We start from the raw sequence: 16267 nt of genomic DNA on the forward strand, positions 1-16267 counted from the left end.
CTTTAATATCTGAAAAACCAAGTCTTTATCTAATCAATAAGGGTATCTAAAAAATCTTGATATATCTCCATATTCAAACCATTCCCTAAGATTGCCCATAATAAAATCCTAGCTTTTCTCCCGCTTAAATAGCCTCCCATCAAAACTCCCCGCTCTCTCAAATCAATTTCAGCCCCTTTATAACCATAGGTTTGATAAGCTGCGGATCCATCTGTTGTCCTTGTACAGACAACGACAGGCATTTTTTCTATCACACTATCAAGTAGCGCACTTGTTTCCAAACTAATATGTCCAGCTCCGAATCCTTTGATAACTAAGCCATCTTGGGTTTGTTTGACCCATTCCAAAACACTTGCATCCCCATCTAAAGTCTGTTCCCACAAAAATACTTTTTTCATAACAGAAGGCATAGGTAAAATGAAACGTTTCAATTTAGGATAAAAATACTCTACTTTCCCCTCAGAAATAAAGCCACAAGTTTTGCCATCTGAACAAAAAGTATTTACCGAAAAACTATGAGATTTTCTCACCCATCTAGCTGTATGGATGGTATCATTCATTACCACCATCACCCCTCTTTCTGTGCTATTAGGACTAAGGGCACATAAAATACTGCTATAAAGATTCCTAATGCCATCTGCCCCAATAGCATTAGCATCTCTCATTGCTCCCATTAAAATCAAAGGCTCGCGATGATTCCAAAACAAATCACATAAAAAAGCACTTTCTTCAAGTGTATCTGTTCCCTGTGTAAGGATCACGCCATTAGCACCATTTTTTATTTGAGTATTCGCCCAATCTAGGGCACTTAAAAGCATTTCAAATTTTAAATGCCCACTTGGGAGAGCAAAAAGACTTTCTGCATAAAGTTCTGCCTCAATATCAGGAAGTGCTGCAATAAAATCTTTTGCACAAAGCTTAGGAACAACACCCTCGCCTTTGTTTTTTGAAGTCATTGAAATTGTCCCGCCTAAAGAACCGATAGATATTTTCATTTTAATCTCCTGTTTCTTGTTTGTCTATAATTTTCCTGGTTTGATCAAAAACATACAAAACATTCCCACGCAAGTAACTGCTGCAGCTGCCATAAACATAGCTTCATAACCTTTTGAGCTTACCAAATATCCTGTAAGCGTAGGGGCAAGCACAGAAGCGATATTGCCTAAAAAATGCATTATGCCACTAAATGTGCCTACTTTTTCTTTAGGTGAAGTATCGATCACAACACTCCAATAAACAGTATTTGCAAAGGAATTCAAGGCATTCCCCAAAGCAATAATAGCAATCACTAAAGCTACTGAAGTTACCAAATTTATCGACAAAAAACTAATCGTGGTCAAAAATAACAAAATAGCAGCAAAATAGCCTCTAGCAATTTTTAGACTTCCTGTTTTATTCAGTAAAAAATCAGAAATTTTGCCACCCAAAAGAATAGTAACACAAGCCCCAATCCAAGGAATCATCCCCATATACCACAAAGAAAACAAATCATAACCAAACATATCTTGGAGATATTTGGGTGTCCAAGTCAAAAGCAAAAAATTCACATAATTGAATGCAAAATACCCAACCGTATTTAAAATCAAGGTTCTGCTTTTAAAAAAATGCCACCATTTTAAATCAGCTTTGGTTTTATCAATAGTGTCACATAAACTTTTTTCACCGATGATTTTAAGTTCTTCTTGACTCACTTTAGGATTTTGATGGGGATAATCCGTCAGTGCTTGCATCAGAAAAAATAATGCAATTAGCCCCGCAATCCCCAATACAATAAATGCAACCCGCCAACTTCCTGAATAGCTCAGTAAAAATACCGCTACAGGAGCAGTCAATAAGGCTCCTAAAGGCGTACTTAAAAGCCCCATTGAAACGACAAATCCTCTTTCTTTGGGTGCTGCCCAATTGCTGATAGTTTTATTAATTACAGAATATGCAGGTCCTTCAGCAAATCCAAAAAGAATTCTCATCACTCCAAAACCTGCTAAAACTGAACCACCAAAAAACATCATTCCAATGTCTCCTGCCCACGCTGTAAGGATTTCAAAAATCGACCAAAATACTCCTGCAAAAAGCCATACTTTTTTAGGACCGAATCGATCAGAAAGCACACCTCCAAGGAGTGCTCCAAACATATAACCATAACCGAAAAATCCAAGCACTGCCCCCCAAGAGCTTTTATCAAGTCCGTATTCATCGATAATAAACTCCCCTGAATAGGACAACGCTCCCCGATCAATATAGTTGATCAAAGCAAGCAAAAGCACTAAAAAGAAAATATGATATCGATAACGTTGCTTATACATAAAATTTCTCCCTAAAGATTTTTAAGTACTGCACAAATCCCATCACCCACCTCAAAGGTCTTGGCATTTCCGCCCATATCAGGAGTTTTAGGACCTTCTTTGACTACTTTTTCTATAGCTTGGATAATTTCTTTGGAAGCCTTTTGATACATAGGTTCTTTTTCACCCAAAAATTCCAACATCAAAGCACCTGACCAAATCATTCCGATTGGATTGGCAATATTTTTACCAAAAATATCTGGGGCTGAGCCGTGTACAGGCTCAAAAAGTGAGGGGAAATTCCTTTGAGGATTGATATTTGCACTTGCACTGACTCCAATAGTTCCCGCACACGCAGGACCAAGATCAGAAAGGATATCACCAAAAAGATTGGAAGCAACTACTATATTGAAGCGTTCAGGTTGCAAAACAAATCTTGCACACAAAATATCAATGTGTTGCTTATCATATTTGACATTTGGAAATGACTTTGCCATCATCTCTGTGCGTTCATCCCAATAAGGCATAGAAATCGAAATGCCATTGGATTTTGTCGCTGAAGTCAGTGTCTTCCTCTCAGATTTTTCAGCCAGTTTGAAAGCATATTCAAGTACTCTATCCACACCTCTTCTAGTAAAAATGGATTCTTGAATTACAAATTCATTAGGTGTTCCCTCAAACATTTTTCCTCCGACAGAAGAATATTCCCCTTCAGTATTTTCTCTGACCACTACAAAATTAATATCTTGACTTCTTTTCCCTGCCAAAGGACAAGGAATACCATCTAAAAGACGCACTGGACGTAGGTTAATATATTGGTCAAAATCTCTTCGAAATTTTAAAAGCGACCCCCACAAAGAAATATGATCAGGAACGATCTGGGGCATCCCTACAGCCCCAAAATAAATTGCATCATAATCTTTTAAAATCTCAAACCAATCATCAGGCATCATCTTTTTGTGCTTGAGATAATAATCACAATTTGCAAAATCAAATTCTTTAAATTTTAAATTCAAGCCAAACTTCGAATCGACATATTCTAAAATTTTCAACCCCTCAGGCATTACTTCATTACCGATTCCATCGCCCTTAATAACAGCTATATTGAATTCTTTTTTCATTTTTTCTCCAAATTTTATGATCAGACATTCAGTATCTCATAAATTTAGAACAATTTAAAAGAATTTTTATTTTATTTTTAATGAATGTTTAATAGTGAAACACAATTGTATGATGTATTTGAATCAGATTATTGAAAAATTTTATTATATTTCAGATCGATCAAAAGAAAAAGTAAAAATAACATCAAAATATTAAAAATCAATATTGATTGTAGAAAATATGGGCATTATCGCAGGTTTTATGAATACGCCCCAAAATTGGGGCAATTTAAAATTAGAGAGTTTTTAAAATCGTATTATTCAAACGATCTGCAAAATCTTTTGCATTTTCGATTGAACCTGATTCCAAAAGTTTTGCAGAAGCATACAACAAATGAGCAATATCAGATAAAAGTTCCTTATCATCTTTATTTTTGAGCTTTTCTAAAATAGGGTGGTTTGCATTGATTTCCATCGTTTTTTTCTGAACTGGAGGCTCTTGACCCATTTGACGCATTAAATTTATCATCATTGCATTTTGTTCATCTCCTACAAGTGCTGCCGGAGAAGAAAGAGAGTTGGAAAGAATCACATCCTTGACCTGCTCGCCTAAAGCTTCTTTAAAAGACGCTATGAGCTTTTCAAAAGACTTTTTAACCTTCTCATCAACTTTTTGCTCTCCAAGTTCTTGAAGCGTCTCAGATGCACTTGCATCTTTCAGAGGTGTTTTATCGTATTCACCAACTCCAGGCATCACAAAGCCATCTACCTCATCGCTCATCAATAAAACTTCATACCCTTTCTGTGCATATTTTTCAAGTATCGGGGAAGCTTTTAAAAGCTCTAGATTCTCTCCGATAATATAATAGATGCTTTTTTGCCCCTCAGGCATATTTTCTTTATAGGTTTTTAAAGAAATGCTTCCCTCTTGTTTAGACGAATGAAATCTTAAGAGATTTAAAATTTTTTCCTTATTTTCATAATCGCTATAAAGCCCTTCTTTTAAAACTCTTCCAAACTGGGAATAAAATTTTTCATAAGCCACATTGTCTTTGGCAATATTTTCAATCTCACCCAATATTTTTTTGACTGAAGCTGACCTGATATTGGCCAAAATCTTGTTTTGTTGCAAGATCTCCCGACTAACATTTAAAGGCAAATCTTCACTATCAATCACACCACGCACAAAACGCAAATACTGCGGCAACAATTCTTTATCATCATCAGTAATGAACACTCGCTTAACATAAAGCTTCACTCCGGATTTATAATCCACTCGGTAAAGATCAAATGGGGCAACACTTGGAATAAAAAATAAAGTGGAATACTCCAATGTTCCTTCCACTTTGCTATGAATCCATCTCATCGGTTCGGTATTATCGTGTGCAAAACTTTTATAGAACTCTTTATAATCCTCATCTTTGAGATCATTTTTACTCATTTTCCAAATCGCCTTAGCGGTATTGAGCTGTTCGTTTTTGTCTTCTTTGATTTCTTTTTTATTTTCGCCCTCACCTTCAAATTTTGTCTCAATATAACTCAAATAGATTGGGAACGGGATATGTTCGGAATATTTTTTAACAATATTTTCTATTTCCCACCGACTTGCAAAACTTGAATCCTCATCTTTGAGATAAAGCGTAATTTGTGTCCCTTGAGAGTCTTTTACACACGAGGATATTTCATATTCCCCCTTCCCATCACTTATCCAAGTATAAGCTTTGTCTTCGCCTGCCTTTTTAGTTTGCACAATAACTTTATCTGCAACCATAAATGCAGAGTAAAATCCGACTCCAAACTGCCCAATAAGAGCGGAATCTTTCTTCTTATCCCCACTCAAAGAAGCCAGAAAACTTTTTGTTCCTGATTTTGCAATGGTCCCAAGATTTGCAATGAGCTCCTCTTCAGTCATTCCAATCCCGTTATCTTCGATAGTGAGGGTTTTTTTCTTCTCATCAAAGCTTAGATTAATACGAGGATCGAATTTTAAATCCTTTAGCTTTGTGTCTGTAAGCGTAAGATAATTCAATTTATCAAGCGCATCTGAAGCATTTGAAATCAATTCACGCAAAAATATTTCTTTATTGGAATAAAGTGAGTGAATCATTAGATCTAACAATTGATTGATCTCAGTCTGAAAAGTATGTTTTTTGTTTTTACTCATAGGTAACTCCTAATTTTTATGATTATTTATTTTGGCAATTATACCACATAAATGATAAATCCAAATAATATTTATAGACTAAGCATAAATCTTATTTAGTTCATTAATATAAACTTTTATTAGCGAAGCAACACTAAGCATATTTCTAAAAATATTACAAATATTAAACAGATAATAACGTTACTTTTCGTATTGATCGTGCTTTCAGACCAAAAGAAATAATCAATATTTTGTCAATTTTTTGACAACTATTAACAAAATAGTCTTAAAATTAAATTTCGATCTAGCAAGAAAGCTACTTCAGAAAATTTCATTAAGGAGAAACGATGAAACTCAATCCAAAAGAGTTAGATAAGCTAATGCTCCACTATGCTGGAGAATTAGCCAAAAAACGCAAAGAAAGAGGAATTAAACTCAATTATGTCGAAGCGATTGCTTTGATCAGCAGTGAGATTATGGAAATGGCAAGAGAAGGTAAAAAAACCGTTGCAGAACTAATGAGCGAAGGTAAAAAAATTCTCAAAGCCGAAGATGTAATGGACGGCGTAGCCTCTATGATTCACGAAGTGGGTATTGAAGCAGGCTTCCCAGATGGAACCAAACTTGTAACAGTTCATACTCCTATTGAAGATAATGGAAAACTTACCCCCGGTGAATTTATCCTTAAAAATGAAGACATAGAAATCAATAAAGGCAAACAAGCAATTGAAATCAAAGTCACTAACAAAGGAGATAGAGCAATTCAGGTCGGATCACACTTCCATTTCTTTGAAACCAACAAGCTTTTGGAATTTGACAGAGAAAAAGCTTATGGCAAAAGACTTGACATTCCTTCAGGAACTTCAGTCAGATTTGAACCTGGCGAAACTAAAACAGTTTCCCTCATTGAAGTAGGCGGCAATAAAAGAACATTTGGTTTCAATAATCTAGCCGACTCTCAAGTTAATGACGACAACAAACACATAGCAATGAATAATGCCAAAGCCAAGGGCTTTTCTAAATAAGGAGTTACAATGACAAAAATATCAAGAAAACAATATGCTTCAATGTTTGGTCCAACCGTAGGCGATAAAGTCCGATTGGCAGACACTGAATTATTTGCAGAAATCGAAAAAGACTACACAACCTATGGTGAAGAACTTAAATTCGGTGGTGGAAAAACATTACGCGATGGTATGGCTCAAAGCGTTAGTTCAGATTCTCACGAACTTGACTTAGTTATTACCAACGCAATGATCATCGATTATAATGGTATCTATAAAGCTGATATCGGCATCAAAGATGGAAAAATTGCTGGTATAGGCAAAGCAGGCAATAAAGATATGCAAGATGGTGTCTGTGGCAATATGACCGTAGGAGCTGCAACAGAAGCACTTGCTGCTGAAGGAATGATTGTTACTGCAGGCGGTATAGATACTCACATTCACTTCATTTCACCCCAACAAATTCCTACAGCTCTATATAGCGGTATTACTACAATGATAGGTGGAGGAACTGGACCTGCTGATGGAACCAATGCCACAACTTGTACTCCAGGCAAATGGAACCTTAAAGAAATGATTCGTGCTGCTGAAGAATACACAATGAATCTCGGATTTTTCGGTAAAGGCAACAGCTCCAATGAAAATTCTCTCGCTGAGCAAATCAAAGGCGGTGCTTTAGGATTAAAAATCCACGAAGACTGGGGTGCTACTCCTTCTGTCATCAACCACGCTTTAAATGTAGCTGATGAATATGATGTGCAAGTTGCCATCCATACAGATACCTTAAATGAAGCAGGTTGTGTTGAAGATACAATCAAAGCCATTGCAGGAAGAACTATCCATACTTTCCATACCGAAGGTGCTGGTGGCGGGCACGCTCCTGATATTATCAAAATTGCTGGAGAACCCAATATCCTACCTGCCTCTACTAATCCAACCATTCCATTTACAAAAAACACAGCTGATGAACATTTAGATATGCTAATGGTTTGCCACCACTTGGATAAAAAAATCAAAGAAGACGTTGCATTTGCCGACTCTCGAATCAGACCTGAAACCATTGCAGCAGAAGATGCACTTCATGATATGGGAATTTTTTCTATCACAAGTTCTGACTCACAAGCAATGGGACGTGTTGGTGAGGTTATCACCAGAACATGGCAAACAGCAGATAAAAATAAAAAAGAATTTGGCAGACTCAAAGAAGAAACAGGCGATAATGATAACTTCAGAATCAAACGCTATATTGCCAAATACACTATCAATCCCGCTATTGCTCACGGAATTTCTGAATATATCGGTTCTGTGGAAATAGGTAAATACGCAGATCTTGTAATTTGGCATCCTGCATTTTTTGGAATCAAACCTGAAATGATTATCAAATGTGGTATGATTGCAGGTGCAAGAATGGGAGATTCAAATGCTTCCATCCCGACTCCTGAACCTGTAATCTATCGTGAAATGTTTGCACATCACGGGAAAGCTAAATTTGATACCAATATCACCTTTGTCTCCAAAGTGGCCTATGAAGATGGTATTAAAGAAAAATTAAAGCTTGATAGAATTGTTCTTCCGGTTAAAAACTGCCGCAATGTCACTAAAAAAGATATGAAGAACAACGATGTGACTGCTCATATTGATGTTAATCCCGAAACCTACGAGGTTAAAGTCGATGGTAAAAAGGTAACTTCTAAACCAGCAGACAAGCTTAGCCTTGCTCAACTTTACAATTTGTTCTAGTCTAACCTCCCGACTTGGGGGATATTAATTTAATTAAAAGGATGAATCAATGTTAGGACTTGTATTAATGTATGTCGCCATTGTTTTGATGAACAACGGTTTTTGCCGAATAATGAAAGCTGATGGCAAAAGTACTGCCGTAATGAACGTATTTGCTGGCTTGCTTTCAGTAATTGCAAATATTATCGTGATTGTTCATGGGGATTTTGAAAATAACCTTACAGATCTTTATGCTGCTGCTACAGGATTGCTCTTCGGCTTTACCTATCTTTTCGTAGCTGTCAATAATATCTGGAACTTAGACTGGAGACCTTATGGTTGGTATAGTCTTTTTGTTGCTATCAACTCAATTCCTGCTGCTTATCTCAGCTACAAAAGCGGAACTGATGAAGGTTTCTGGTTTGCTGTGATTTGGGGCTTATGGGGTATCCTATGGCTAACTGGCTGGATTGAAACCGTTTTGAAAAAAGAATTGCCTTGGGTTCCCTACCTTGCTATTTTTGAAGGTATTGTTACAGCTTGGATTCCTGCTTGGCTTATCATCACAGGCTATTGGCTTTAATAAGAGAATCAAAGAGTAAAAATGCCTATAGAATGCCTCAAAGGAAATTTATCCGATAAAGAAGAGTCAAAATTCCAAATTGACTATGTTGATTTGGAATGGTATGACACCAGAAAAAAAATCGCAAGATGGAAAACCCGAAAGGGTGAAGAAATTTCTGTAAAACTAATAGATGCTCCTAAAATGGGGCTTTCTCAAGGTGATATTCTCTTTGAAGAAGGCATTAAAATTATTGCCATAAATATTTTGCCGACAGAAGTTCTGTGTATTTATGCCCACACTGTCACCGAAGTGGCAAAAATTTGCTATGAAATAGGTAACCGCCACGCGGCTCTATTTTTTGGTGAAAATGAATTTGAGTTTAAGACCCCGTTTGAAAAACCCATTAAAGTCCTGCTGGACAAACTTGGAATAGAAAACGCGGTCTCAAGCTCAAAACTGGATTCTTCTAAGCGCATTTCAGTAAGTATGGCACACACAGAGCCAAATTTCAAGATCAAGGAAAGCCCTGATCTCAAGATCATACTTTCGGGAGAAAAAATTGGAAATAAATAAAGACTTTCTGCTTCTACAAATCAATGACGCACTTTTCCCTATTGGGAGCTACACTCATTCTTTCGGGCTAGAAACTTACATTCAAATGCATTTGGTAAAAGATGCTCAAAGCGCACTAAAATACCTTCAAGCTAATCTATCAACTCAATTCCTTTATACTGAGCTCTTGAGCCTCAAACTCACGCATCAATACACTCAAACTCAAGACTTAGATAAAATACTTGATATCGAAAGACTAATTTGTATCTCCACTTCCCCAATGGAATTACGTTCAGCCAATCAAAAACTTGGAAATCGTTTTTTAAAAACTATAAAAATCTTATCTCTATCGCCAAAAGATTTCTTTCATAAATATTTGGAGTCTGCAAATATTCCGACACATTCTAGTGCTTATGGTGTCTTTTGCGCCTGTATGGAACTGGATTTAAAAACAGCAGTGCGACACTATCTTTATGCTCAAAGCTCCAATATGGTAACCAATTGCGTCAAAACTATCCCACTCTCTCAAAATGATGGGCAAAAAATACTTTTGGAACTCCAAAAGACTTTTGAAGAAATCCTCCAAAAGCTTGATTCACTCAACGAAAAACATCTTTGCGCCTCTAGCATTCATAATGATATCAAAGCAATGCAGCACGAAACACTTTATTCAAGACTTTATATGTCTTAAATCTCAACAAAAGGATAAAATTATGGTAAAAATTGGAGTATGTGGGCCTGTAGGAAGCGGTAAAACAGCCTTGATAGAAGCCTTGACAAGAATGATGGCTAAAGATTACAGTATTGGGGTTATCACAAATGATATTTATACCAAAGAAGATGCGGAGTTTATGAGCAAAAATTCCGTAATGCCTAGGGAAAGGATTATCGGTGTGGAAACCGGAGGTTGTCCTCACACAGCGATTCGCGAAGACGCCTCAATGAACCTTGAAGCCGTAGAAGAAATGGCTACACGATTCCCTGATATAGAAATAATGTTCATTGAAAGTGGTGGGGATAATCTTTCTGCAACTTTTAGTCCCGAACTTGCTGATTTTACGATATTTGTCATTGATGTGGCTGAAGGTGATAAAATTCCTCGAAAAGGCGGTCCTGGCATAACAAGATCTGATCTTTTAATCATCAATAAAATTGATCTTGCACCCTATGTAGGAGCTGATCTTGGCGTGATGGAGCGTGACTCTAAAAAAATGCGCGGAGAAAAACCTTTTATTTTTACCAATATCAGAGCAAGAGAAGGATTGGATAAAGTTATAGAATGGATAAAGAAAAACACTCTTTTGGAAGACTAAAATGAGTAATTACGCCCAAGAAACAAAACTTCACTTAAAAACCAAAATCGGTCAAAATGGAAAATGCATTATAGAAGATGCTTTTTTCACACCCCCGCTCAAATTGATGGCACCCTTTTATGAAGAAGACATCGCAAATATTATGCTCATATCCGTAAGTGCTGGGATGATGGAGGGAGATCATCAAGAAATGGATTTTCAAATCGGTCAGGATTGTAAGGTCAAGCTTACCTCTCAAAGCTTTGAAAAAATACACGATACACTAAGCGGTTTTGCCTCTAGAAATACAAAAATAGTCTTGGGCAAAAATGCAATGTTTGATTTCTCTCCACTACCTATTATTCCGTTTGGCAATTCAGATTTTAGGGGAGAAACAACTATTTTTCTACATCAAAGTTCCCGCCTATTATACAGTGAAATTATCGGAGCAGGCAGAATCGGAAGAGATGAAATTTTCAAATTTAAAAATTTTACTACCACCCTCAAGATCTTTTGTGAAGATAAGCCAATATTTTTTGATAACACTATTTTAGAACCCCAAAATCTAGATTTAAGTAATATGTGTATGTTTGACACTCACACCCATTACCTTAATCTGATCGTTTTAGATCCCTCTATCTGTGCCCAAACCCTTAGAGATCTTATTGCTTCTTTTGGTCTCAATGGGGGAGTTAGCGAACTTTATGATGGTGGCTTGTGTCTCAAAGCTCTTGCCAATGGATCAGAAGATCTCATCAAACTGCGTGAAAAAATTTCGGGAAAATCCTAATCCCTTCCCTCTGCCAATAATCTAAAACTACCGATAAATTAAAAGAAATCAAAGTTTTTATAAAGTAAAAATAGTTTTATATCGTGGCTATGTGGGATTCAAAATAAAAAAGTTACTTTTTGTATCAATATCCTGAAAATATCTGTTATATGGCACTTTACTCGGTTAATATTTATTTTATTTTCAAAAATAATGCTCAATATTATATGAAAATCATAAAAAATTATTAAAACACAATATGTATATGATATTATTCTTAGATAATTAAAATACATAAGGAAAAATAATGAGCATCATCATAGGATTCCCAAGAATTGGAGAACACAGAGAACTTAAAAAAGCTTTAGAAGGTTTTTGGTCAGGCAAATCAAATGCAGAAGAATTGGAACGCACTGCTAAAGAGTTACGCGCAAAACATTGGAGTTATCAAAAGAATCTTGATTATGTGAGCGTCAATGATTTTAGTTTCTACGACAATGTTTTAGATCTTGCTTATGCGCTCGGAGCGATTCCAGAAAGGTTCAGACAATATAACGGGCTAGAACTATATTTTGGAATGGCTAGAGGTCTCAATGACAGCGTAGCTTGTGAAATGACCAAATGGTTTAACACCAACTATCATTATGTTGTCCCCGAATTAAGCCAAACAGACAACTATAAAATCAATACAAGTAAAATTGAACGCGAATATGCTGAAGCTAAATCTTTGGGTTATCGCCCAAAAATCAATCTCATCGGACTCTTTACTTTTATAAGTCTTTCAAAAATTGCAGAAAAATCAAATTTTGAAAATGTATTTGAAAGAGTAAAAAGTGCCTATTTCGAATTATTGGATTCCTTAAAAAAAATTGACTCTAACCTTGTTATTCAATTTGATGAACCGATTTTTTCCAAAGGCAAAGATGAAAGATTTTATGGAAAAATCAAAGATATCTATAATCAAATTGCTTCCAAAGGCTTTAAAACAATTGTAACAACTTACTTTGAGCATAGTCTTGAAGCGACTGAAATTTTATGTCAAACTAATATTGATGGAATTGGGTTGGATTTTTTATATGGAGAAAAAAATCTGTCTTCTTTAAATCAGATCGCAAAAAGTGATAAAACTCTTTATGCAGGCATTATTGATGGACGTAATATATGGGTAGCAGATCTCGAAAAAAAGCTTAGCATTCTTGAAAAAATCGCACAGGAAATCCCCAAAGAAAAAATTATTCTCAGCACAAGTTGTTCGCTTCTACACGTCCCATTCAGTAAAAATTCCGAAATCAAAATGGACAAAGAAATCCTTTCTTGGCTAAGTTATGCCAGAGAAAAAATAGGAGAACTTGAACTCCTAGAAACTGCATTTAAAGGCTCTTTAAATGCAGAAGACAAGCAAAAATGGCAAGAAAATATCTCTATCAATGCCAATAGAAAAACTTCAACAAAAATCAACGATAAATCCACACAAGAACGCCTCAAACAACCAATCAAAACCCAAAGAGACGTTGCTTTTAAAGAAAGAATCAAACTCCAACACCAAAGCCTAAATTATCCAATTCTGCCCACAACCACTATCGGTTCTTTCCCTCAAACCCCTGAACTTCGGGCGCTTAGATTGAGTTTTAAAAAAGGTGAAATTGATGAAAAAACATATGAAAAAGGCATAGAAAGCTATATCAAAGATTGCGTAGCTTTTCAAGAAGAGATCGGCTTGGATGTGCTTGTGCATGGAGAACCTGAAAGAAATGATATGGTGGAATATTTCGGCGAACAACTCAAAGGCTTTGTTTTTAGTCAAAATGGATGGGTTCAAAGCTATGGAAGTCGATGTGTCAAACCCCCGATAATATTTGGAGATGTGAGCAGACCTAAACCAATGACGCTTAAATGGATCACTTATGCCCAAAGTCTGACTTCAAAAATACTCAAAGGAATGCTTACAGGTCCTGTAACGATTTTGAATTGGTCATTTGTGCGTGATGATATCCCAAGAAGCGCAGTGTGTAAACAAATATCTCTTGGTATTTCTGATGAAATCAACGATCTTCAAAATGCAGGCATTAAAATCATCCAAGTGGATGAAGCCGCATTTAAAGAAGGATATCCATTGCGAAAAGAAAATATCAAAACATATGAAGAATGGGCTCTTGATTGTTTTAAGGTTTCCACAAGCATTGCCAATCCCACTACGCAAATCCATACACATATGTGCTACAGCGAGTTTAATGATATCATCAAAACCATTGAAGATCTAGATGCTGATGTTATCAGTATTGAAACAGCTAGAAGTGGCAACGAATTGCTTAAAGTCTTTGCCAATGTGGGCTACTCTCACGAAGTCGGACCAGGCGTATATGATATTCATAGTCCTCGAATTCCAAGCAAAGAAGAGATAAAAAAACAAATCAAACTATTGCTTGAAGTGTTGCCAAAAGAGCAACTTTGGATCAATCCAGATTGCGGGCTAAAAACTAGAAAATGGGAAGAAGTCAAACCTAGCCTTAAAAATCTCGTAGAAGCCGTAAAAGAAATCAGAGAATAAAGAATTGGAATCAAAAATGATTGAAGAATGTGTCCAAAAGCTTTTAAACACTGATTTTCTCAGTTATGAAATCTCCCCACCAAAAAGTCCTAATATCGGGGAAGATCTTCTGACGCAATTACAAGATTGGAAAGATTTTGATGCGCTCGTATGTACCGATGCTCCACTAGCAAAATTCAGACAATCTTCAATACTCACAAGCCTTAAACTCCAAAATACACTCAAAAAACCTGTTATTTGCACACTTAATATGAGGGATCGCAACACTATTGCACTTCAAGGGGAGATACTTGGTGCCAATGAATTAGATGTGAGAATGTTTTTGACCCTTACAGGCGATCCCATTAAACTTGGCGATCATCCAAGTGCTAAAGGGGTTTTTGAGGGTAATAGCAGTCTGTTGGTCAAGTTGATTCAAAATTTCAATCAAAACAAAGATCTTAACGAACACCCCATCAAAGGAACGCTCAAAACGATTTATCCTTTTGGAGTTTTAAACTCTTATGCTAACAATCCTTTGAGTCTAAAAAATAAAATGAGGCGTAAAATCAATTCAGGCATATTCGCTCTTTTTACCCAACCTGTTTATGATATAGAAATCGCAAAACTTCTTTTACAATGGCTTGAAGAAATCAATACAGAGCTTGGGAAAAATACAGGATTAGTCTTTGGATATTTTCCCATTCTCAGATATAAAACCGCACAATTCTTATATTCCAAACTTCCGGGAGTTTTCGTGCCCCAAATCTGGCTTGAAAAACTTGAACGCGCCCATAGCATTGGAGAGAAAGAAGAAGAAAAAGTAGGTCTTGAACTGAGTAAAAACCTCTTTGAAGAACTCAAAAAATTGCACAATAAAATCCATTTTATGAATGCCAATAAAGTTGCACTGGCAAAAAAAATTACTCAATAAGAACAAAAATTACAGACAACAAAATAAAATTTTATTTGGAAAATTTAAATATTTGAAGAAACAGATCCCTTTCAAAAGAGATCTGTAAGTTATTATTGCCTAGGTATCCAAATGGTTTGCTTGGAATCTGAAATGTATTTGGGTTGTTTTACCATCGCCAATTCTTTTTTTTGATCGATATTTACTGCACAGCCACTCAACATACAGATACCCAAGACACTTGTGATTAAAGTTTTCATTTTTATTCCTTTAATTATTCATTTTTATATTCAGAATAATAAGGTCTAATAATAAATAATTATTAAATAATAATTATTATCTTTTAGATTTTTCTCTAACCATTCGTACTAAAATTTCAGCATTTTCTCTAGGTAAGTCAGGAAGCATCCCGTGCCCCAAATTAAAAATATGACCGGGTTTTTTTCCCATCACAGCAAATATTCTATCTACGCCCTCCTCTAATGCTTGCACATCATAAAGACGCGAAGGTTCAAGATTTCCTTGCAAAACATATTTTTCCCCTAAATGATATTTCGCATTTTCTAAAGGTACGCTCCAATCCACTCCAAATACATCAAACTCTCCATCTATTTTATCTAGATAGCCCGCAATCCCCTTAGGAAAAAGTATCACTGGAATGTGAGGAAAATCTTTCTTAATAGATGCAGCAATTTCTTTCATATATTTCCAACTAAATTCTAAATATGCCTCTCTCTCTAACGCTCCCGCCCAAGAATCAAAGACCATTACAGCATTTGCACCTGATTTAATCTGCATACTCAAATAACCCTTAAGCTCCTCAGTAAGCTTGGATAACAACGAATGCAAAAGATTGGGATCTGTATAAAGCATCTTTTTGCTATGAGCATAAGTTTTGCTTCCCTCGCCTTCAATCATATAGGTAGCCAAAGTCCAAGGAGAACCGCAAAATCCTATCAAAGCCTTTTCTTTGGAAAGCTTGCTACGAACATCAGAAAGAGTATCATACACATAAGAAAGATTCCTATAGGCGTCTTTTTTAAGCTCAAACACAGATTTTTCATCACGAATAGTTTTTTTAAAGTGCGGTCCTTCTCCGCTCACAAATTCTAAAGGAAGTCCCATTTCCAAAGGAACCACTAATATATCGCTAAAAATAATCGCAGCATCAACATCTAAAATATCTACAGGCTGTAACGTAACCTCTGTTGCAAGCTTGGAATTAAAACATAAATCCAAAAAACTTCCGGCTTTTTTTCTAACTTCTTTGTATTCACTTAAATACCTTCCTGCTTGTCTCATCATCCAAATCGGAGTATAAGGCGTTTCTTTTCTTTTGCACGCATCAATAAAAATCATTACAATCCTTTGGGTAAAAATGAGTCAAAGTATATAAAGTTA

General features: G+C 36.0%; 15 protein-coding genes. 9 read left to right on the forward strand and 6 right to left on the reverse strand.

Annotated features, from left to right (window positions below; genetic code table 11):
• Window positions 1-29: 29 nt before the first annotated feature.
• The 4 genes from BKH41_RS07635 to htpG form a co-directional block, all read right to left on the reverse strand.
• Entirely contained in the window at window positions 30-995 is a 966-nt protein-coding gene (locus BKH41_RS07635) for an asparaginase (protein WP_095298651.1), read from the reverse strand.
• 24 nt (window positions 996-1019) lie between these two features.
• Entirely contained in the window at window positions 1020-2303 is a 1284-nt protein-coding gene (locus tag BKH41_RS07640) for an MFS transporter (protein ID WP_095298653.1), read from the reverse strand.
• An 11-nt stretch (window positions 2304-2314) separates the two neighbouring features.
• Complete coding sequence (locus tag BKH41_RS07645) at window positions 2315-3403, reverse strand: tartrate dehydrogenase (protein ID WP_095298655.1); 1089 nt, start codon at window positions 3401-3403, stop codon at window positions 2315-2317.
• A gap of 274 nt (window positions 3404-3677) precedes the next feature.
• On the reverse strand, window positions 3678-5546 hold the full coding sequence (htpG, locus tag BKH41_RS07650) for a molecular chaperone HtpG (RefSeq protein WP_095298658.1): 1869 nt from the start codon (window positions 5544-5546) through the stop codon (window positions 3678-3680).
• A 326-nt stretch (window positions 5547-5872) separates the two neighbouring features.
• Between htpG and ureA the strand changes: the two genes are divergently transcribed.
• The 9 genes from ureA (at window position 5873) to BKH41_RS07695 (ending at window position 14887) form a co-directional block, all read left to right on the forward strand.
• Window positions 5873-6550 carry an urease subunit alpha gene (gene ureA, locus BKH41_RS07655; protein ID WP_095298661.1) on the forward strand — a complete coding sequence of 226 codons (678 nt, stop codon included), beginning with the start codon at window positions 5873-5875 and terminating at the stop codon, window positions 6548-6550.
• A 9-nt stretch (window positions 6551-6559) separates the two neighbouring features.
• Window positions 6560-8269, forward strand: coding sequence for an urease subunit beta (gene ureB, locus BKH41_RS07660; protein WP_095298663.1), 1710 nt, complete (start codon window positions 6560-6562; stop codon window positions 8267-8269).
• A 49-nt stretch (window positions 8270-8318) separates the two neighbouring features.
• A complete protein-coding gene (locus BKH41_RS07665; RefSeq protein WP_095298666.1) occupies window positions 8319-8831 on the forward strand; it encodes an AmiS/UreI family transporter in 513 nt (170 codons plus the stop codon).
• 21 nt (window positions 8832-8852) lie between these two features.
• A complete protein-coding gene (gene ureE / locus BKH41_RS07670) occupies window positions 8853-9386 on the forward strand; it encodes an urease accessory protein UreE (protein ID WP_095298668.1) in 534 nt (177 codons plus the stop codon).
• A complete protein-coding gene (locus BKH41_RS07675; RefSeq protein ID WP_095298728.1) occupies window positions 9379-10056 on the forward strand; it encodes an urease accessory protein UreF in 678 nt (225 codons plus the stop codon). Before ureE ends, BKH41_RS07675 begins: the two co-directional genes overlap by 8 nt.
• Before the next feature lie 22 nt (window positions 10057-10078).
• Entirely contained in the window at window positions 10079-10678 is a 600-nt protein-coding gene (gene ureG / locus BKH41_RS07680; protein ID WP_095298670.1) for an urease accessory protein UreG, read from the forward strand.
• A 1-nt stretch (window position 10679) separates the two neighbouring features.
• Complete coding sequence (locus BKH41_RS07685) at window positions 10680-11447, forward strand: urease accessory protein UreD (protein ID WP_095298672.1); 768 nt, start codon at window positions 10680-10682, stop codon at window positions 11445-11447.
• 286 nt (window positions 11448-11733) lie between these two features.
• Window positions 11734-13974 (forward strand): 5-methyltetrahydropteroyltriglutamate--homocysteine S-methyltransferase, encoded by a 2241-nt coding sequence (metE, locus tag BKH41_RS07690; RefSeq protein ID WP_095298674.1) that lies wholly within the window; start codon window positions 11734-11736, stop codon window positions 13972-13974.
• Window positions 13975-13990: 16 nt separating this feature from the next.
• Entirely contained in the window at window positions 13991-14887 is an 897-nt protein-coding gene (locus BKH41_RS07695) for a methylenetetrahydrofolate reductase (protein WP_095298676.1), read from the forward strand.
• 92 nt (window positions 14888-14979) lie between these two features.
• On the opposite strand, the gene BKH41_RS09835 is transcribed toward BKH41_RS07695, so the two are convergent.
• Entirely contained in the window at window positions 14980-15126 is a 147-nt protein-coding gene (locus tag BKH41_RS09835) for a hypothetical protein (protein WP_180762779.1), read from the reverse strand.
• A 76-nt stretch (window positions 15127-15202) separates the two neighbouring features.
• Window positions 15203-16225 (reverse strand): uroporphyrinogen decarboxylase, encoded by a 1023-nt coding sequence (gene hemE, locus BKH41_RS07700; RefSeq protein ID WP_095298678.1) that lies wholly within the window; start codon window positions 16223-16225, stop codon window positions 15203-15205.
• Window positions 16226-16267: the final 42 nt, after the last annotated feature.

This window comes from Helicobacter sp. 12S02232-10 (genome assembly GCF_002272895.1).
GTDB lineage: Bacteria > Campylobacterota > Campylobacteria > Campylobacterales > Helicobacteraceae > Helicobacter_J.